This window comes from Alcanivorax sp. DG881 (assembly GCF_000155615.1).
Lineage (GTDB): Bacteria > Pseudomonadota > Gammaproteobacteria > Pseudomonadales > Alcanivoracaceae > Alcanivorax.
Genome location: NZ_DS989915.1, coordinates 3,571,041 through 3,590,649, shown reverse-complemented (window position 1 = coordinate 3,590,649; position 19,609 = coordinate 3,571,041). Strand labels below are relative to the sequence as shown.

17 protein-coding genes and 1 tRNA gene are annotated in these 19,609 nt (G+C 57.6%); 4 read left to right on the top strand and 14 right to left on the bottom strand.

Annotation, left to right across the window (positions count from 1 at the left end; all coding sequences use genetic code 11):
• Positions 1-166: 166 nt before the first annotated feature.
• The 12 genes from ADG881_RS16245 to ADG881_RS16195 all read right to left on the bottom strand — a co-directional run bounded on the left by ADG881_RS16245 (position 167) and on the right by ADG881_RS16195 (position 12,269).
• Positions 167-1,465 carry a sodium ion-translocating decarboxylase subunit beta gene (locus ADG881_RS16245; protein ID WP_007150264.1) on the bottom strand — a complete coding sequence of 433 codons (1,299 nt, stop codon included), beginning with the start codon at positions 1,463-1,465 and terminating at the stop codon, positions 167-169.
• Positions 1,458-3,257, bottom strand: a complete 1,800-nt coding sequence (oadA, locus tag ADG881_RS16240) for a sodium-extruding oxaloacetate decarboxylase subunit alpha (RefSeq protein WP_007151338.1) — start codon at positions 3,255-3,257, stop codon at positions 1,458-1,460. The genes ADG881_RS16245 and oadA overlap by 8 nt, the downstream gene beginning before the upstream one ends.
• Before the next feature lie 15 nt (positions 3,258-3,272).
• Positions 3,273-3,512, bottom strand: a complete 240-nt coding sequence (locus ADG881_RS16235; RefSeq protein WP_039926986.1) for an OadG family transporter subunit — start codon at positions 3,510-3,512, stop codon at positions 3,273-3,275.
• Between the two features lie 406 nt (positions 3,513-3,918).
• Positions 3,919-3,995 (bottom strand) — tRNA-Arg (locus ADG881_RS16230).
• 90 nt (positions 3,996-4,085) lie between these two features.
• Complete coding sequence (gene bfr / locus ADG881_RS16225; RefSeq protein ID WP_007150778.1) at positions 4,086-4,565, bottom strand: bacterioferritin; 480 nt, start codon at positions 4,563-4,565, stop codon at positions 4,086-4,088.
• A gap of 125 nt (positions 4,566-4,690) precedes the next feature.
• Positions 4,691-4,927: a bacterioferritin-associated ferredoxin gene (locus tag ADG881_RS17445; RefSeq protein ID WP_082872398.1), complete on the bottom strand. Its 237-nt coding sequence runs from the start codon at positions 4,925-4,927 to the stop codon at positions 4,691-4,693.
• 250 nt (positions 4,928-5,177) lie between these two features.
• Entirely contained in the window at positions 5,178-5,942 is a 765-nt protein-coding gene (locus tag ADG881_RS16220) for a hypothetical protein (RefSeq protein WP_007148872.1), read from the bottom strand.
• 1,408 nt (positions 5,943-7,350) lie between these two features.
• On the bottom strand, positions 7,351-8,007 hold the full coding sequence (gene adk / locus ADG881_RS16215; protein ID WP_007149590.1) for an adenylate kinase: 657 nt from the start codon (positions 8,005-8,007) through the stop codon (positions 7,351-7,353).
• A gap of 285 nt (positions 8,008-8,292) precedes the next feature.
• Complete coding sequence (locus ADG881_RS16210; RefSeq protein WP_007148597.1) at positions 8,293-9,318, bottom strand: tetratricopeptide repeat protein; 1,026 nt, start codon at positions 9,316-9,318, stop codon at positions 8,293-8,295.
• On the bottom strand, positions 9,315-9,752 hold the full coding sequence (locus ADG881_RS16205; RefSeq protein WP_007149386.1) for a cytochrome c-type biogenesis protein: 438 nt from the start codon (positions 9,750-9,752) through the stop codon (positions 9,315-9,317). The genes ADG881_RS16210 and ADG881_RS16205 overlap by 4 nt, the downstream gene beginning before the upstream one ends.
• A complete protein-coding gene (locus ADG881_RS16200) occupies positions 9,752-10,309 on the bottom strand; it encodes a DsbE family thiol:disulfide interchange protein (RefSeq protein WP_039926984.1) in 558 nt (185 codons plus the stop codon). The genes ADG881_RS16205 and ADG881_RS16200 overlap by 1 nt, the downstream gene beginning before the upstream one ends.
• Complete coding sequence (locus tag ADG881_RS16195) at positions 10,299-12,269, bottom strand: heme lyase CcmF/NrfE family subunit (protein WP_007149991.1); 1,971 nt, start codon at positions 12,267-12,269, stop codon at positions 10,299-10,301. The genes ADG881_RS16200 and ADG881_RS16195 overlap by 11 nt, the downstream gene beginning before the upstream one ends.
• 382 nt (positions 12,270-12,651) lie before the next feature.
• Between ADG881_RS16195 and fabA the strand changes: the two genes are divergently transcribed.
• Positions 12,652-13,179: a 3-hydroxyacyl-[acyl-carrier-protein] dehydratase FabA gene (gene fabA / locus ADG881_RS16190; RefSeq protein WP_039926983.1), complete on the top strand. Its 528-nt coding sequence runs from the start codon at positions 12,652-12,654 to the stop codon at positions 13,177-13,179.
• A gap of 9 nt (positions 13,180-13,188) precedes the next feature.
• Positions 13,189-14,403, top strand: coding sequence for a beta-ketoacyl-ACP synthase I (fabB, locus tag ADG881_RS16185; protein WP_039926981.1), 1,215 nt, complete (start codon positions 13,189-13,191; stop codon positions 14,401-14,403).
• A 125-nt stretch (positions 14,404-14,528) separates the two neighbouring features.
• On the opposite strand, the gene ADG881_RS16180 is transcribed toward fabB, so the two are convergent.
• Together ADG881_RS16180 and ADG881_RS16175 are read right to left on the bottom strand one after the other, a co-directional pair.
• A complete protein-coding gene (locus tag ADG881_RS16180; RefSeq protein WP_232211774.1) occupies positions 14,529-15,569 on the bottom strand; it encodes a porin in 1,041 nt (346 codons plus the stop codon).
• A 291-nt stretch (positions 15,570-15,860) separates the two neighbouring features.
• On the bottom strand, positions 15,861-17,648 hold the full coding sequence (locus ADG881_RS16175; protein WP_007148725.1) for an acyl-CoA dehydrogenase: 1,788 nt from the start codon (positions 17,646-17,648) through the stop codon (positions 15,861-15,863).
• Between the two features lie 93 nt (positions 17,649-17,741).
• Between ADG881_RS16175 and ADG881_RS16170 the strand changes: the two genes are divergently transcribed.
• Together ADG881_RS16170 and ADG881_RS16165 are read left to right on the top strand one after the other, a co-directional pair.
• Positions 17,742-18,734 carry a GlxA family transcriptional regulator gene (locus ADG881_RS16170; RefSeq protein ID WP_007148430.1) on the top strand — a complete coding sequence of 331 codons (993 nt, stop codon included), beginning with the start codon at positions 17,742-17,744 and terminating at the stop codon, positions 18,732-18,734.
• Positions 18,735-18,905: 171 nt separating this feature from the next.
• A complete protein-coding gene (locus ADG881_RS16165; RefSeq protein WP_007149056.1) occupies positions 18,906-19,604 on the top strand; it encodes a response regulator transcription factor in 699 nt (232 codons plus the stop codon).
• Positions 19,605-19,609: the final 5 nt, after the last annotated feature.

Genomic DNA, 19,609 nt, shown 5'->3' with positions numbered 1-19,609 from the left:
CGCATCTTTCCGTCTATTGCGATAATAGAAGGACAGGCGAAGCTCAGACTCAACCGATGATCCTTCGGATCCTTTTCGCGCTTCGCGCGGTTCGTCCCCTGGAAGGGAACTCCTACAGGGATGGGAGAGGAAGGAAGCGCGTGGCGCGAACGCCACGCGGAGAAGATCAGCCGGCGAAGTTGAGCAGGACGCCGGCGGCCACGGCGGAGCCAATAACGCCGGCCACGTTGGGCCCCATGGCGTGCATGAGCAGGAAGTTGTGGGGGTTGGCGTCCAGGCCGACCTTGTTGGCCACCCGTGCCGCCATGGGCACGGCGGACACACCGGCTGCGCCGATAATGGGGTTCACTGGGTGGCGACTGACGCGGTTGAGCAACTTGGCCATCAACACGCCGGTGGCGGTGCCGATCATGAACGCCACCAGACCCAAGGCCAGGATGCCAAGGGTTTCCATCACCAAAAACTTGTCCGCACTAAGTTTCGAGCCCACGGCCAGCCCCAGCATGATGGTCACCACATTGATCAGGGCATTGCTGGTGGTGTCCACCAGCCGGTTCACCACCCCGGATTCTTTCATCAGGTTACCCAGGCAGAACATGCCCAACAGTGGCGCCGCATCAGGCAACACCAGCGCCACCAGAACCAGCAACAGGATCGGGAACAGAATTTTCTCTACCTGGCTCACCGGGCGGAGTTGCTCCATTTTAATCTGCCGCTCTTTTTGCGAGGTCAGCGCCCGAATGATCGGCGGCTGGATAATGGGTACCAGCGCCATGTAGGAATAGGCCGCCACCGCAATCGCGCCAAGCAGATGGGGCGCCAGCTTGGTGGTGACATAGATGGAAGTGGGACCGTCTGCGCCACCGATGATGCCGATGGCGGCAGCATCCGACAGGGAAAATTCCATGCCCAGAAAATTCAGCGCCAGTGCTCCGAGCAAGGCAGCAAAGATGCCAAATTGCGCCGCCGCGCCCAGCAACAGGGTGCGCGGGTTGGCCAGCAGCGGACCAAAATCGGTCATGGCCCCCACGCCCATGAAGATCAGCAGTGGGAAAATACCGGTGGTCAGGCCTACGGTATAAATCAAATAGAGAATACCGTCGCCGTAATTGGCGTTTACTGCCAGATAATGCAGCTGGTCCTGCACCGCTGGCCCTGCCGCCTGCGCGGCCGTATAAAGCGCGTCACGCCCTGCCCCGGCCTCCATGCCCAGCACCTGTGCCATGGAGGCCAACAGGTCGACAGAGCCGAAATGCAGCGCCTGGCTGATGGCGGATTCCGCCAGCCCGGCCATGGGAATATTGGCCAGCAGGCCACCAAAGCCGATGGGCAACAACAGCAATGGCTCAAATTTTTTGTGGATGGCCAGCCACAGCAGGCCCAGGCAGACCAGCAGCATGACCAGCTGGCCGCCACTCATGTGAAACAGCCCGGTGCTGTGCCAGAGGGTTTGCAGCTTATCCATTGGCGGGCTCCACGCTGAGCAGGGTTTGCCCCACGGCCACGGCGTCGCCCTCTTTCACGGCCACCTCGCTGACCACGCCTGCGCTGGTACTGGACACATCCGTTTCCATTTTCATGGCTTCCAGCACCATGATTTTCTGACCTTCGGTGACCTGATCGCCAGGCTTCACCAGTACCTGAAAAATATTCCCCGCCAGCGGCGCAGGCACCGGCACGCTGTTGGCCGGGTTACCTGGAGAGGGTGCGGATGGCGCAGGGGCAGAGGCACCACCCACCGCACGCAGGCCGGTTACATCACCGCCCTCGTTCACTTTCACCGTGTACTGCTGGCCGTCCACCTCAACGGTATAAACCCCGTCTGACTGGGCGTCGCCGCTGGCGGTGTCTTTACCTTCGCCGGGCGCCGCTTCAAACGCCGAGGCATCGCCCCGGTTTTCCAGAAAACGCTGGCCGATTTGCGGGAACAGCGCATAGGTCAGCACGTCATCGGTTAACCGCTCCCCTTCCGCCAGCCCCATGCCCTTGTCTTTTGCCAGGGCCAGCACTTCATCGCGGAGGTTGTCCATTTCGTTATCAAGTAAATCACCCGGACGGCAGGTAACCGGTTCATCCCCCTCCAGGGCGCGCTGCTGTAGCTCCGCGTTGTACGGTGCCGGTGCGGCGCCATATTCGCCACGGAGGATGCCGCGGGTTTCCTTGCTGAGCACTTTGTAGCGTTCGCCGGAGAGTACATTCAGCACCGCCTGGGTACCGACGATTTGCGAGGTGGGTGTCACCAGCGGGATAAACCCCAGATCTTCACGGACGCCGGGAATTTCCTGCAGCACTTCATCGAACCGGTCCGCTGCGCCCTGCTCCTTGAGCTGGCTCTCCATATTGGTGAGCATGCCGCCGGGCACCTGCGCCACCAGGATGCGCGCATCCACACCGCGCAAGCTGCCTTCGAAGGCGGCGTACTTCTTGCGAACCTCACGAAAATAGCCGGCGATACGATTCAGTTTTTTGATATCCAGCCCGGTGTCTCGATCCGTGCCTTCCAACATGGCGACTACGGATTCCGTAGGGCTGTGCCCGTAGGTCATCGACATGGACGAGATGGCGGTGTCCACGTTGTCGATGCCCGCTTCTGCCGCTTTCAGGGCCGTGGCGGTGGACAATCCGGTGGTCGCGTGGGATTGCATGTGCACCGGAATATTCAGGGACGCTTTAAGTCGGGTTACCAACTCGAACGCCACGGCCGGGCGCAGCAGGCCAGCCATGTCTTTAATGGCAACAGAATGGGCGCCCATCTGTTCGATCACTTTGCCCTGCTCCACCCACATGTCCATGGTGTGCACCGGACTGACTGTGTACGCGATAGTGCCCTGAGCGTGCTTGCCCTGCTTCACCACAGCGGCGATGGCCCGCTCAATGTTGCGCATGTCGTTCATGGCATCAAACACACGGAACACATCCACGCCGTTTTCCGCTGCACGTTCCACAAAGGCATCCACCACGTCATCCGCGTAATGGCGATAGCCCAACAGGTTCTGCCCCCGCAGCAGCATTTGCTGCGGCGTTTTCGGCATGGCCTGCTTCAATTCGCGGATGCGTTGCCATGGGTCTTCGCCCAGATAACGGATACAGGCATCAAAGGTCGCGCCGCCCCAGGATTCCAGTGACCAGAAGCCAATGTCATCGAGTTCCGCGGCAATCGGCAACATGTCATCCAGACGCATGCGGGTGGCAAACAGGGACTGGTGGGCATCGCGTAGCACCACATCGGTAATGCCCAACGGTTTCAGGTCACTCATGGAATAATCCGGTATCTATGACAGAGAAGACTGGCGGTGCTGCTGCACCGCTTTTTCGATGGCTTTGATAATGGCCGGCGAAGGCATGTCCTGCGGGGGGGCTGAAGCAGGCTGCGGCGCCGGTTCCTCGCGGCCGAATTTCTGCACCAGCGTCGACATGGCTGTGGTCACGGCCACCAGAACAATCAGAAAAACAAACACGACACCCATGCCAACCAGCATGAGCTCGACACCCTGAGCCATCATAGCGTTCATGGAACACTCCTTTTGGTTCCAAAAGCGGATTCAGTCACCGCGTGCGAAAGCGAAGGCGCCGCCGTTTGGGCGGGCATCAAGGTGGCCTTGTGAGCCGGTATTGCTCTCGCGGGGTTAAGGGCAATGTAGACAGATTGTCGACAATCCGCAATGAGACATACGAGGAACGGGTTGGTGGTTTTGATCAATTGACGGCGTGCAGGACAGATTTATCCAGACCGTAGAGTAAAAAATATCGCTATGGAATGAAGTGCCATACGGCGTCGGGAAGACTGAGGGGGTCGCTACCTCTACTCGGACAGCGTGCCAGCGAGGCCCGTAACCTGTTGCATGCGGCGTGAAGCGTGCAGCGGCCGCAGAGCGGCATAAAAAAAGGCCCCCGATTGGGAGCCTTCTTTTATTCGTATGGTGCACCGGGAGGGAGTCGAACCCCCGACCTACTGGTTCGTAGCCAGTTGCTCTATCCAGCTGAGCTACCGGTGCAAATCTCGTTGCTGTAACGCCGCGAGAGGCTGCGCATTATTCCGAAAGCCCCGCGGTGAGTCAAGCGTAGATCGGTTAAAAGTTCGGCAATCAGCCTTCTGCGGCAGCCATTTGTTTTTGCATGTAATTTTCCAGGCCGACTTTATCGATAAGACCGAGCTGAGTCTCCAGCCAATCGATGTGCTCTTCTTCGGATTCGAGGATATCCTTGAGCAGGTTACGGCTGATGTAATCCTGGATGGATTCGCAGTACGCAATCCCTTCACGCAGGTCTGGCACAGCCATCTGCTCCAGCTTGAGATCGCACTCCAGCATTTCCTTGGTGTTTTCACCAATCATCAGCTTGCCCAGATCCTGCAGGTTGGGAATGCCTTCCAGGAACAGAATGCGCTCGACCAGCATGTCGGCATGCTTCATCTCGTCGATGGATTCGTGATATTCCTTGGCATAGAGTGCCTGCAAGCCCCAATCCTGGTACATCTTGGCGTGGAGGAAGTACTGGTTAATCGCTACCAGCTCATTGCCGAGTGCACGGTTGAGGAACTCAATCGCTTTGGCGTCGCCTTTCATTGGGGGTATCTCCGTCACATGAACTTGGGGTAACCCCTATTGTTCAGCAAGTGTGTGACAGAGACAAGGCAGGAGAGAAAAAAAGCGCTTCAAATACAAGCGCTTATGCAAATGAGAACGATTGTTTATGCGGTTTGTGGCCAGAAAACAACCGCCTCACCGGCAGTAGAAGAGTTCGAGAAAGAGGTCGCCTCGTTTGCGCTACGGGTCTCACGCAAAATTTGGCGGGCGTGACGGGCACACTTACCACACTGACTTCCAACCCCAAGTTCCCGACGAAGATCACGCAGGCTGTCGCAGCCAGAATCGACCGCTTCCCGTATATGGTTGTCAGTAATGCCCTTACAAATGCATACGTACATAAGTCGCCTTTCCTCAATCTCTGGAAAGGATGCTAAACCTAACGCGAATCATTATCAACTACTTTTGGGAATCTATTCTCCAGGCCCTGATTTCGCGTTACCGAGGCCGCTCGACCGATATGCAAAAAATTAAATCGTCTGGGCTTTCCCCTTCTATCACCCAGCCAATCCCAGGGTCAGGCCTTGCCTGGCAGGCATAAAAAAGCCCCGCAAAGCGGGGCTTTTGGCCTTCATAAACCCTTCTGACGTATCAGGAGGACTTCTTCTTGGCCGGGGTACGCTTACGTGCCGCTTTCTTGGCAGGCGCTTTACGGGTTGCTGCCTTTTTTGCTGCAGGTTTCTTGCTAGCCGCTTTTTTGGCAGGCGCCTTTTTAGTGGCAGGCTTTTTGGTTGCTGCTTTTTTTGCAGCTGCCTTGGGCTTGCGAGCGGTCGCTTTCTTGGCAACACGCTTGGCTTTCGCTGCCGCTTTACGTGCGGCTGCTTTGGCTTTCTGCTCTGCTTTCTTCTGCTCGGCCTTGGCTTTCTTCGCCAGCTTGCGTTCGTGATCACGCAATTTGGCTTTGAAGTTGCGCTCAGCCGTACGCAGTTTCTTCACTTCGCGGGCAACCACTTTCTTGGCGGCCTGGATCTCGGCACGAATCAGTTTTGCTTCGCCACGAATATCCTGAAGTTTCAGACGCGCAGTGTTCATACGCCCGCGTGCAGTTTCAACGGCACGCTTGGCTGCGGCAGTGGAGGTCTTTTGCGCTTTTTCACGCTTGGCGGCAACATCGGCACGCAGTTTCGACAGCTTGGCGTTCTCTGCGTCGATTTTGGCGCGATGCTTATCGAGTTTGGTTTGCGACTGGGTGACTTTCTTTTCAGCCTGGGCTACTGCCTTGTCCTGCAATTTAACCTTGGCTTCAGCGTTAGTAACAGACTTGGGAACGGCCGGTGCTTTTGCAACGGCGGCTTTCTTCGCTGCGGGTTTGCGCGCCGCAGTTTTCTTCGCGGCGGCTTTCTTTGCTCGAGCCATGATTGATCTCCTAAGCTATGGCATTGTCATCAGTACTGCGACAAGTGGAAAATAGCATAAAAAAAAATCAGTTGGTACATTATTTAATCAACCTACTTTTAATTTTTCTGATTTTTTTCACAGCCGTTGATCATCACTCTTTTGTTTCGTTTCTCTTTTAGCCTTCTGCGTTTTCTTTTTTAAGTGGTTTAATTTACTCGCCAGCGACGACGGAATCTTCTTGGGGCAGTATTTCTGCACGTTTTCTACGCTCTCTGTTGTGAACAATACGCCCTGTTTCACACAACAACACAAATCTATTCCCATGTGAAAAGGCGCTTTGCCAGGGCCTGTTAACACTACCGAGATAACGTCTTTACGTATAAAAGACACCGCCGGAAAGAAACGACGCCACCGCTATCGCGCCAAGAAAAGACAGATTCTCCCCGCCAAATACGCAGCCCTTGCCGGGCTATTCGCAGGAAACCGATAAGCTCGATTGTGTAGAACCGTTACAACGTGTCAGAAAAAACAGTCCCATTGCTTGGCGAGAAACGCCGTTCATTCTTCACTCTTCAAGGCCCGAGACTGAGTCGCCCCCTCCATGGGCTGGCTTTCTAAATAAGCAAAGACCAATCCCCGCACGAGCTTCTTTCTTCTTGCTCAAGGCACTCGCAACAGGACGCCAACCCTTTTCTGAACGCGGAAGAAAATACCAACACGCCGCAATGCGGCTTACTAAAGAAGGTTCACTGAAGGGAGAAGGCTTCATCTTCGATATACGGCCCACAAGGCCCTGCCACTTGCTGGCTTAATGGATTTCGGAGCAGCGACGGCGAAGACCGTCGCCAGCGCAGGGGTGATATTCACACTATGAAGGGCCGTGAGGGCGCTACGGGGAAATCATTACTACCGGGCCTCATGGGGCCAGGCTCGCTCTATCCGCCACAGTGCGCGCGCATAAAAAGGCTCATCGCAGAATTAGAGAATGGTGAGGATATTTGATGTCTTGCCAGACGAGTACACCGCACAGAGGCGCTGGCGCCTGATACCCGGTGCCTGCCTGAGAGAATAACCCCCTCCGCTTGACGGTGAGCAATGAGGACACTTTCCCCGTTGCTTTAATCGCCAGGCAGCGGTGATCAGGCAGGCGCCCGACGTTATCTGCAGAACAAGCCAGCCTGCTGGGAATTCCCTCGCTTCGCGAGGTTCGGCCCTCAAGAGGAACGCCTACAGCGGCGCGGTAGCAGGGTTTGGTTTCCTGTTTGTGTGGTTTTCGCGTCTGGCATTCGGCGTTGAGCGTCCTACGCAGTGCGAGAGGCTGGAACGTGCTTTTCGCTCTAATCCGCGATACACCCCAAAAAAAACGGGAAGCCGAAGCTTCCCGTTTTTGATCATCAGCACCTGATCGGTACTGACAAGCGGATAATCAGCCTTTCAGGGCGGACAATACCCGATCGCGGATGTCATCCACGGAGCCCACGCCAGCGACGCGCACATAACCCGGCGCTTTTGTCTCAGCGTTCTTGGCCAGATCCTGATAGAAATCCACCAATGGGCGAGTCTGCGCCTGATAAACCTCGAGACGCTTGCGTACGGTCTCTTCCTTGTCATCATCACGCTGAACCAGCTCATCACCGGTTTCGTCGTCTTTGCCTTCCACTTTCGGCGGGTTGTACTTGGTGTGGTACACACGGCCGGAAGCAGGATGAACGCGGCGACCGCTCAAACGCTCAATGATTTCCTCGTCGTCCACGTCGATTTCCACCACAAAGTCGATATCGACGCCCTGCTCCACCAGAGATTGCGCCTGGGGGATGGTGCGGGGGAAGCCGTCGAACAGGAACCCGTTGGCACAATCATCTTCCGTAATACGCTCTTTCACCAGGCCGAGGATGATATCGTCGGAGACCAAACCACCCGCATCCATCACTTTCTTGGCTTCCAGGCCCAGTGGAGTGCCTGCTTTGACCGCAGCGCGCAGCATGTCACCGGTAGAAATCTGAGGAATATTGAACTGTTCCTTGATGAACTGCGCCTGGGTGCCCTTGCCCGCACCGGGGGCACCAAGCAGGATGACACGCATAGGATTCTCCATCTTACTGTCGTCAGAAGAGGCAAAAAGTCCCTCTGATTTATTCACCCCCATCGCCACGGCCAGATGCCTTACGGCTCTGGATACGGCCCACGCTCACCCCACGAGAGGGCGCAATGCCCGCTGCAGACAGCGTAAACTGGCGTAATTTCCAAGCGTATGGGTGTACAAATCAGAGGAACCCTGCCTCCGAAGGGGTGCAACTTTACCTTGAGGCCCCCTTCATCACAAGGGATAGGGGCTGCGACCTAGGTCGCAGCCCGGGGCGGCAAGCCCCTATTGGCGGGACAAATTGAGGGTTGCAGGCTGCGCCTGGGGAAGTTGTAACGAAACTGGTACGGCGGTAATCGCCGCCTGATCCACCGAGGCACCCGGCGCTGGCGTATAGCGGGCACCAATGACCAGGTCCGCCTGCTCGTCTGGATAGCCCTGCAGCCAGTTGGCCGCGGTCAGCGACACCGTGATGGGGAAATGCGTGACCACTTTGCGTTGCGCCGCCAGCGGCTGGCCGGCACTGCCGGCCTTGCGCAAAAACACAAACAAGGTGCCGCCAGCCGGCAGGCCTTCACCGTTGACCGTAGCCGCAAGGTTGGCAAAAACGCCTTCCCGCTGCTTCTGTTCCCGGGCCCGATCCAGACCGCGCTGCAACAGCTCTGCGGTTTCACCTTCGCTGTGCCGCGACAACAGGGATGCCCAGGCCTGCTCTGACAGCGCATAACGCCCGGCCCGGTCTGCGGACATGGCGAGCAACATCCAGGCACCATCGTGATTCGGTTCACGGTCCAGCACCCAGCGGATTTCCTCCAGCGCCGGATCGGTCAGCCGTGCTTCGTTCTTTTCGATCAAGGCGCGAGCCAGCAGCAAGTGCATGGCGGCATCATCCGGGTTCAGCTGCAGGGCCTTGCGAGCCGCTTCTTCGGTCTGCGCCGGCGCGCCCAGTTGATCGTACAGAGCGCCCAGGGCGTACCAGCCCACGGCAGAGGGCGTCTGGGAGAGCTCGGACTGCAGCACCCGCACCAGCGCCCCGGCGGGCACTTCCGAGGCCGCTTTCTCCGGCGGCTGGCCGGCAATAATCTGCCGGGCCACCTCACCGTATTCCTGCTGGTGCTCCAACCAGGTGGCGGTGTGTTCGTTAAGGCCGATCAGCCCGTAACCGGCACCGGCCAGAACCGCCATGACCAGCGGGATACCTAGCGCCCCCTTCATATTCTTGCCGGCCTTGCGACCTTCACGGCGCCACATCATCCACAGCACAGCGGCCATCACCAGCAACAGAACCAGCGCCATTACCCACAACATCATTTCGTGCCCTCTTCCGGTTCTTTATCCTGGGATGCCTCATCGTCTGCTGCCGCTTTACGGCTGGCGTTACGCAGCAAAATGACGATCAGTACAGCGCCCCCCAGTAACAGCAAAATAGGCCCCAGCCACAGAATGGATGTACCGGCATTCACTGGCGGACGATAGCTGACAAAATCACCATAACGGGACACAAAGTAGTCGACGATGTCCTCATCGCTTTTGCCTTCCAGGATCATGGTATGCACTCGCGTTCGCATATCCTGGGCAATGCCGGCATCGGAATCCGCGATGCTCTGGTTCTGGCATTTCGGGCAACGCAATTCCTCAGAGAGGATACGAAAACGCTGTTCCTGCTGTTCATTATCGAACTGATAAACATCAATGGCCGCAAAAGCCGGCATGGACAGCATCAGCAGCAACACAATACGCAGCATTATTCTTCTCCCTCACCCTGCCCCGGCGCTGGCGCCTGTGTGGGCAATAAAGGAACAAACTTTTCGTCCCAGACGCGGGCGTTCAAGTCACCCGCATGGCGTAACACGATCTCCCCTGCCGGGTTGATCAAGAAGGTTTCCGGGGCCCCATAAACCCCCAGATCCAGCCCCAGTTGACCGTCGGCATCCACAATCACATGGGTGAAGGGATTGCCCAGATTGGCCAGGTACTCGCGGGCAGCCGGCAGCTCGTCCTTGTAGTTCAACCCGGAAATGGCCACACCTCGTGCCGCCAGTTCCAGCAGGTACGGGTGCTCCACATGGCAGGTCGGGCACCAGGTGGCCCACACATTCAATAACTGCCAGCGCCCTTTCAGGGAATCCTCGGTATAGGTTTCTTCGGTCAGCAAGGACGGCAGGGAAAATGACGGCACCGGCTTGCCCACCAGGGCTGAAGGCAGCTCCTGCGGATCACGGCCCAGGCCACTGGCCAACAGCACCGCCAGCAGCACAAAGCCGACCAGGGGCAGAAACACCCAGGGTGAATTAGCTTTCATTGGCAGCTCCTGCGTCGTTGGTCGCAAAACGGTTGCGGCGATAACGTTTGTCCGTCAACGCCAGGGCGCCACCGAGAGCCATGATCAAGGCGCCCAGCCAGATCCAGCGAATCCCCGGTTTGAAGTAAATGCGCACTGCCCAGGCATTGCTTTTATCCAGCGGCTCACCCAGGGCCACATAAAGGTCGCGCCAGAAACCGGCATCAATCGCCGCCTCGGTCATGACCTGACGGCTGGCGTGATAGGTGCGTTTTTCCGGGTGCATCACCGCCACCGGGTCACCGTCATGGCTCACGTGGAAATGACCACGGGTGGAATCGAAGTTGGGGCCACGGTATTCATCCAGGCTGTCGAACACAAAGGTGTAGTCCCCCAGTTTGGCTGTATCCCCCGGCGCCATGCGAATATCACGCTCCACTTCGTGGAAGCTGACCAGGGTAATGCCGGCAATCAATACCGCCAGGCCGCAATGGGCCAACACCATGCCCCAGTAGCCGCGGCCCAGTTTGCCCAGCCCGGAGACAAAACCTTGCTTGTAGGCACGGGCCCGGCGAACCACATCGTCCACGTGGGCAAACACCAGGAACAGCGCCAGCATGATCGCCAACACGCCCTGCCAGGGGCTTGGCTCTGGCAGGCGGGAGCCAAACCAGCCGGCAATAATGGCAGCGGGGGCCAGCAACGCCATGCGCTTGAGCAGGGTGTTGCCGTCCTGGCGTTTCCAGTTGCTGAACATGCCCGGCACCATCAGCAGAATCAGCACAAAGGCCAATGGCACAAAGAAGCCATTGAAATAAGGGCTGCGGATGGAGATTTTCATGTCCAGTGCTTCGCCGATCAACGGGAACAGCGTCCCCATCAGCACCACAGAGGTGGCCGTAAGCAGAATCAGGTTGTTACCCAACAGGAAGGCTTCCCGGGATACCGGCTTGAATCCGGTATTACTGCGCAACGCCGACGCCCGCAGGCCAAACAGGATCAATGCCCCACCGGCGACCACAATCAGGAAACCGAGGATAAAGGCCCCTCGGGCCGGGTCATTGGCAAAGGCATGGACCGACGTCAGCACCCCGGAGCGCACCAGGAAAGTCCCCAGCAAACTCAGAGAGAAGGTAATGATCGCCAGCAACACCGTCCAGGCGCGGAACATGTTGCGCTTTTCGCTCACGGCCAGGGAATGAATCAGGGCGGTGCCCGCCAGCCATGGCATCAGGGAAGCGTTTTCCACCGGGTCCCAGAACCACCAGCCACCCCAGCCGAGTTCGTAATAGGCCCACCAAGAGCCCAGTGCGATCCCCACGGTCAGAAAGCTCCACGCCACCGTGGTCCACGGCCGCGCCCAGCGGGCCCACGCCGGGTCCAGATTGCCCATCAGCAACCCTGCCACCGCAAACGCGAACGCCACGGAGAAACCGACATAGCCCATATAAAGCATGGGCGGGTGAATAATCAGCCCGGGGTCTTGCAGCAGCGGGTTCAGGTCGGCGCCATCCAGCGGGAACCAGGGCAGGTTGCGGTCAAAGGGGTTGGAGGTGAGCAGCATGAACAACATGAAGCCCACGGAAATCATCCCCATGACCGCCAGCACCCGCGCCACCATCGGCAATGGCACACTGCGGCTCAACAACCCGACCATGGCCGCCCAGCCGGACAGCATCCAGCCCCACAGCAACAGGGACCCTTCGTGGCCGCCCCAGATAGCAGACAGACGATACTCCAGCGGCAGCGCAGAGTTGCTGTGTCCGGCCACATAGGCCACGGAAAAATCATTGATATAGAAAGAATAGCCCAGCGCGACCATGGCAACGGTCATGGCCAACCACTGCACCCAGGCCAACGGACGGGCATACCACTGCCAGGCAGGCAGGTTGCGATAAACGCCAATCAGGGGAAAAACTGATAGGCACAGGGCAGCAGCCAGTGCCAACCACAGGGAAAGATGCCCGATTTCTACCGCCACGAGAGCTCCTTACTTATACGACTGGATATACGACTTGCGTTTTTGACTGGTCAAGGGGCGGCCGGACGCGGCTATTTGGCGCGATCCGGCGCGCATAGCATCGGTAGATGGTCCGGCAATTGCAAGTCCGTGGCGGTGCCGCAATGAAAAGACCCCCTGAGCGGTACAAGAAGATAGACCACGGTCATTTGACTCCGTTCATCGGTCATTTTCGGTAAAACGGCGCCAAGACATATTTTGAGACGGTTGCTATTCGTATGCTCTCACTTCGCTTTGCTACTATCAGCGCTTACATGACAGGGTGTCACCGCGCTGAAGATAAAACGTCACAAATAATCCATATACTCAAAATGCGCCGCCCTGGCCTGCATGGAGTAAGACTTTGAGCACTACGACAACACAGAAATCTTCCTATTCTCGCGAGGACCTCCTCGCCTGTGCGCACGGTGAGCTGTTTGGCCCCGGCAATGCGCGACTGCCTTTACCCAACATGCTGATGATGGACCGCATCACCCATATCAGCGAACAGGGCGGCAAATACGGCAAAGGCGAAATCGTTGCCGAGCTGGATATCCGGCCGGACCTCTGGTTCTTTGATTGCCACTTCGAAAGTGACCCGGTGATGCCGGGCTGCCTGGGCCTGGATGCCACCTGGCAATTGCTGGGCTTTTTCCTGGGCTGGGTGGGCAACCCGGGCCGTGGGCGCGCTCTGGGCGTGGGCAATGTGAAGTTTTCTGGCCAGGTGCTGCCCACGGCCAAGAAACTGACTTACCGAATCGACCTGAAACGGGTCATTTCCCGCAAACTGGTGCTCGGCCTGGCCGATGCCACCGTGTCCGTGGACGGGAAAGACATCTACCAGGCCGACGACCTGAAAGTTGGCCTGTTCACTTCCACCGACGGTTTTTAGGAGCGACTCATGCGCCGCGTAGTAATCACCGGGATGGGCATTGTCTCCTGTCTGGGCAACGACACAGACAGCGTCACCCGTTCATTGCGGGAAGGCCGCTCCGGTATTCGCTTTAAAGAGGAATACCAGGAAATCGGCATGCGCAGCCAGGTAGCAGGCACACCCACTATCCAGCTGGACGACTTCATTGACCGCAAGCCACGCCGCTTTATGGGCGATGCGGCTGCCTACGCCTACGTGGCCATGCAAAATGCCATTGCCGATTCCGGCCTCAACGACGAACAGGTCAGCAATGAACGCACCGGTTTGATTGCCGGCTCCGGTGGCCACTCCTCCCTTAACCAGGTGGAAGCCGCCGACATTGCCCGCAACCGGGGCGTGAAACGGGTTGGCCCCTACATGGTGCCCCGGGTGATGGCGTCCACCGTGTCGGCATGCCTGGCGACGCCGTTCAAGATCAAAGGGGTGAACTACTCCATCGCCTCCGCCTGCGCCACCAGTGCTCACTGCATCGGCAACGCCGTAGAACAGATTCAACTGGGCAAGCAGGATGTGGTCTTTGCCGGTGGCGGTGAGGAAGAACACTGGACGCTCAGCTGCCTGTTCGATGGCATGGGCGCCCTGTCCAGCAAGTATAACGACACGCCGGAAAAAGCATCGCGCGCCTACGACGCCACCCGCGACGGTTTCGTGATTGCCGGCGGTGGCGGCATGGTAGTGGTGGAAGAGCTGGAACACGCCAAGGCCCGTGGCGCGACCATCTACGCCGAAGTGCTCGGTTACGGCGCTACCAGCGACGGCCACGACATGGTCGCCCCCAATGGTGAAGGCGCAGCGCGCTGCATGCGCCAGGCGCTGGCGACAGTCGAAGGCTCGGTGGATTACATTAACGCCCATGGCACCAGTACGCCGGTGGGGGACGTGGCAGAGCTGAAAGCCATCCGTGAAGTGTTTGGCGATCAGTGCCCGTCGATTGGCTCTACCAAAAGCCTGTCCGGCCATAGCCTGGGCGCGGCCGGGGTACAGGAAGCGATTTACTGCATGTTGATGATGCAGAATGACTTCACCGCCATCAGTGCCAATATCGAAACACTGGATGAAAAAGCCGAAGGCATGCCGGTGCTGGTGAAAGGCAAAGACAGCGGCCCGACCACCGTACTGAGCAACAGTTTCGGTTTCGGCGGCACCAACGCCAGCCTGGTGCTGCGTAAATGGGAAGGCTGAGTTCGACCTTGTGCAGTAATGGCTGACGATGCCAAAAGCGTTATTCGGCCCTCACCAAAAAAGCCCGGCACTTACCGTAGCCGGGCTTTTTTGTGGTTTCCGCTCCCAGTGGGACAGGCGCCGAATCAGAACTTGTGGATCATGCCCACGGAAAACGCCATGCCGGACTCGTCCACGTCATTGATGGTGCCCGCCGGATCGAAATCCGTGTCTGAGGCAGAGACCAGGCCATAAGCAGTGGTGAAATCACCCAGCTTGTAGTCAGCCCCCAGCGTCAGCGTGGCCACATCCAGATCCAGATCGCTGCTATCGAGCATACCCGCCTGCGCCTTCAGGGCCACACGCTCAGAGACACCAAACTTGCCACTCAGCAGGTACGACATCAGGTCGCCGTCAGCGCCACCATAAGGATCCAGATTGCTGCGTTCTACAATGGCACCGAGTGCCACATTGCTGCTCACGTTCAGGCCCAGAGAGCCACGCATCGTTTTCAGGTCAGCACCAACGCCAAGCGGCCCGACGGCCACCTCTGTATAGCTTTTTTCATACGCCAGAGCCGCATAAAGCGCATCTTGCTTGTAAGTGGCAGACAAGCCCCAGGTATCGGTAAGACCATCCTTGGTTTTCGTGTTGGGAACGCTGCCCACCACATCGTCTTCACCCGGTGCCACCTGTGCCCGCACCACAATGCCGCCCAGATCCATGCTTTCCCAGTTCAGGCTGTTGCTGTTGCGGCGCTGGCCGAGAAACACGGTATCCATATCCGCCACGGTATCGTTGAACTGGTCAATTTTTCCTTCTGCCAGTTTCACCACGCTGTCGTAGCGGCCGGCAAAAATCTTGCCCACCTGGGTGCCCAGACCAAGAAAGCTGTTCCGCGTGGAAAAGGTCGCACTGCTATCACCGTCCGCGTCGTAGCCCACTTCCATCTGATAGATCACCGACAGGCTGTCGTTATACAGCGGCTCTTCACCTTTCACCCCCAACCGGGAGTTGTTGCTGGACACAAACCAGGCATCAGACAGATCATCCTGACTAAATACCAACGCGCCATCCGGATAATCACTGGTTTTATCCACGCTCAGATTCAGCTTGCCATAGAAGGTCGGCGCCGCCATGGCCCCCACAGGCAACATGGCCGTAGCAACCGAAGCCGCAAGTAGCATTTTTTTCACGTTAATTCCCCGCTCAATGAGTCGCTCGCAATTCATGACGACTATATGACTGTTTTGTGTCACCAACAAGAACAAGCAAGCACGGCGAGCCCCTGGTGTTGCGTGTTGTGTGAACTCCGTTGTGGCCACAGAGCGGCAAAAAAACGGCAAAAAAAAAGCCCCCTGGCGGGGGCTCAAAAATACCGTCATAGCATCTCCTGCCAAAGGCAGGTCCCGAGCCTGATGACGATAGGCACACTCGGTTGGTCCAGTGACCACGGCAAAGCCATGATCAGGACATAATCAGAACCAGCCTGGATCCATCTCCATAAAGGTATCGTCGCCATTAATCAGCTGTTGAGCATCCCATTCCACCCGGGGCAACTCCCAGCGGAAGAAATAACGTGCAGCCTGCAATTTTCCTTTGGCAAAAATCGCATCGTCAGGATTGCTCAGCGCCACCGCCGCATTGGCCTGGCGTAACCACATCCACGCGGCCACAGTATGACCCAGCAACTGCAAGTAGGCGTTGGCATTGGATAATGCCGCACGCGGACCATCGCTGGCCATTTGCTTGCCCACCGCCTGGGTGGCCTTTTCAATGTTCGGCAGCATGGCCTGTAACGCCTCGGCCATGGGCTTGCAGCGTTCATCCGTGGTGGCTTGCACATCGGCCATGATGCGACTGGCCAGCAGCATCATGCCCTTGCCATTGTCCATCCACACTTTACGGCCCAGCAAATCCAGCCCATGCACACCCGTCGTACCTTCATGAATCGGGTTAAGGCGGTTATCACGCCACACCTGTTCCACCGGATATTCACGGGTGTAACCCGCGCCCCCGAAGACCTGGATCGCCATATCATTGGCTTTCAAACCAAACTCAGAAGGCCAGGTTTTCAATACCGGAGTCAGCAAATCAAGCAGTAGCTCTGCCTCTTTGGCGGCCGCCTCTTCCCCGGTCTGGATCTCGTCAACCAGACGGTAGCCGTACAGGCTCATGGCAATTGCCGCTTCCGCATAGGCTTTCTGGGTGAGCAGCAGCCGTTTCACATCAGCATGCTCAATGATCGGCACCTGTGGCTTGGAAAAATCGGCATCATCCGGATGGCGGCCCTGCACACGGTCACGGGCATAATCCAGCGCAAACCGGTAACCGCGATAACCCAGCAATCCCGCACCAAACCCTACACCCACACGGGCTTCGTTCATCATCTGGAACATGTAACGCAGGCCCTGATGAGGTTCACCCACCAGATAGCCATGGCAATCATCGCCGTCACCAAACGTCAGAGCGGTGCTGGTGGTGCCACGGTAGCCCAGCTTGTGAATCAGTCCTGCCAGAATCACATCGTTGCGCGCATCCGGATTACCGTCGTCATCAAGACGGTATTTGGGCACCACAAACAGGGAAATTCCCTTCACCCCTTCCGGGCCGCCGGGAATCTTTGCCAACACCAGATGGACGATATTATCCGCCAGTTCATTTTCACCGCCGGAAATAAAAATCTTGTTGCCCTTGAGCCGGTAGCTACCGTCATCCTGGGGCACCGCACGGGTGCGGATATCGGTAAGGGAAGAGCCGGCATGGGGCTCGGTCAGGGCCATGGTCCCGGTGAAACGCCCTGCCATCATTGGTTCCAGGAAGCGGGTTTTCAGGGTGTCACTACCGAAGTTGCGGATCACGTTGGCCGCCGCCGCTGTCAGGAAAGCGTAGCCGGTAGAACTGGGGTTCACGCAGGTGAACATACCTTTACAGGCCGCAGCAGCAATTTCAGGTAGCTGCATCCCGCCTTCTTCAAAGCTGGCCCGGGAAGAGAGAAAACCGGCGTTGATATAGGCGTCGAAAGCCTCCTTCACTTCCGGGCGCATTACCACTTTGCCATCCACAAAAGTAGGCTCTTCCTTGTCGGACAGCGCGTTGTGGTTGGCGAATTTTTCCCGTGCCAGTTTTTCTGCGGTATCAAGTGCCGCTTCGATGGTCTCGCGGCTGTGATCTTCAAAACGCGGGCGGGCGAACAGGCTGTCGGTGTCCAGCACCTCAAAAAGCTGAAAGCTCAAGTCACGGCGGTCGAGAATCACATCACTCACAATAGCGCTCCGGTTATTTTGGACAACAGCTTGCCATCGTTAGGCTGTGTCTGGCATTGTCGCCTATGACTAATTCATGGTGGAACACGACATATGTTCACGGTAGCAGTATTAGCCTTTGACGGCGTTTTTGCCTCTGCCCTCACCGGGGTGGTAGATCTCCTCAATCTGACCGGGGTGACCTGGAACCGCATCCACGGGCAACCCCTGGACCAGCAGTTCAAGGTTCAGATTGTGTCTCGCGGCGGCAACCCGGTGCGCTGCACCAATGGCATTCGCATGGCCGTGAATTGCTCCCTGGAACAGATGGATCAGGCCGATCTGGTGGTGGTGCCGACCATTGGCGGAAAAATTGAAACCGTGCTCGCCCAGGAACAGGATGCACTGCCCTGGCTGCGTTTTCTGCATCAAGGCGGCGCCGATCTGGCCAGTAACTGTACCGGCGCTTTCCTGTTGGCTGAAGCCGGTTTACTGGATGACAAAACGGCCACCACCCACTGGGGCTTCAGCCAGGAATTTCGCCATCGCTACCCGCAGGTGAATCTGAATGAACGGGAATTGATTACCCGCGACGGCAACATTTTCTGCGCCGGGGGCGGAACCGCCTGGCGTGACCTGACGATCCTGTTGGTAGAACGTTTTTGCGGTGCCGATCTGGCCCGGGAACTGGCCCGGGCGTTTGTCATCGATGTGCGTAACGATCTGCAAAGCATCTACGCCGGGCTGCCGGCACATACCTATCATCAAGACGATCAGGTGCAGGCCATTCAGGGCTGGATTCATGAGCACTACAAGGAAAATACCAGCCTAGGGCAATTGGCCGAACGCGTGCATTTAAGTCCGCGTCAGTTACAGCGCCGCTTCACCACCACACTGGGCGAACCACCATTGCAGTACCTGCAACGAGTGCGCATCGAGGCTGCCCGAAAAATGCTGGAACGAGGTACCAACAACCTGGCCAAACTCTCCGAGCAAGTGGGCTACCAGGATGTCAGCAGTTTTTCACGGTTATTCAAACGGCATACCGGCCTGTCCCCCAGCCACTACCGACAGCGCTTTGCCCGCACCGGCGCCCTGAATGACTAAGGAACCTCTGAATAACTCCTTGGTGCTGTTTCTGTTCGACCGTTGATCGCCTGCGGATTGCGCGGTGGAAAGAAACCGCTGAAAGTGGACCGATCGATGCGCGTGAAGACAATTGACGGAACCTTGACGCGCAAGCCGTGAGGATACTCACAGATAAACAAGGAGAGTCCTGTGAATAACCTGTCCATTCTACTGGTAGAAGACCATCGCCAACTGGCCCAGACCGTACTCGAATACCTGGAGCAGGAAGGCGCCAGTGTGGATTATGCCGGCAACACGCGGCTGGCCCGGGAGCTGGTTCAGGAACATCACTACGACCTGATGCTGCTGGACGTCATGCTGCCCGGCGAAGACGGTTACAGCTTCTGCCAGTACCTGCGCAAGGAGCTGGCGCTGGATATGCCGGTGATTTTCATGACGGCCCGGGATCAACTGGAAGACAAGCTGGAGGGGTTTGATCGTGGCGGCGACGATTACATCGTCAAACCCTTCGCCCTGCCGGAGCTTTCTGCCCGTGTTGCTGCCCTGGTACGCCGGCAGCGCAAGGAAGTTACCGCCAACACCCTGCAGATTGCCGATCTTGAACTGGACCCGGCCCGCCAGGAAGTACGCCGTGACGGCCAGTTGCTGAAACTTTCCCCCACCGCCTTTCGCATTCTGCGCATTCTGATGCGCGAATCCCCCAAGGTGGTCAGCCGGGAACAACTGGAGCACGAACTGTGGGGCGACCTGGTGCCCGACTCCGATGCCTTGCGCAGCCACCTGTATAATTTGCGCAAAGCCGTGGACAAACCTTTCGAGCATGCATTGCTCAACACCTTGCCCGGTGTCGGCTTCAGCATTCAGGCAACACCGGAAACCGCACAGTAAGGCGC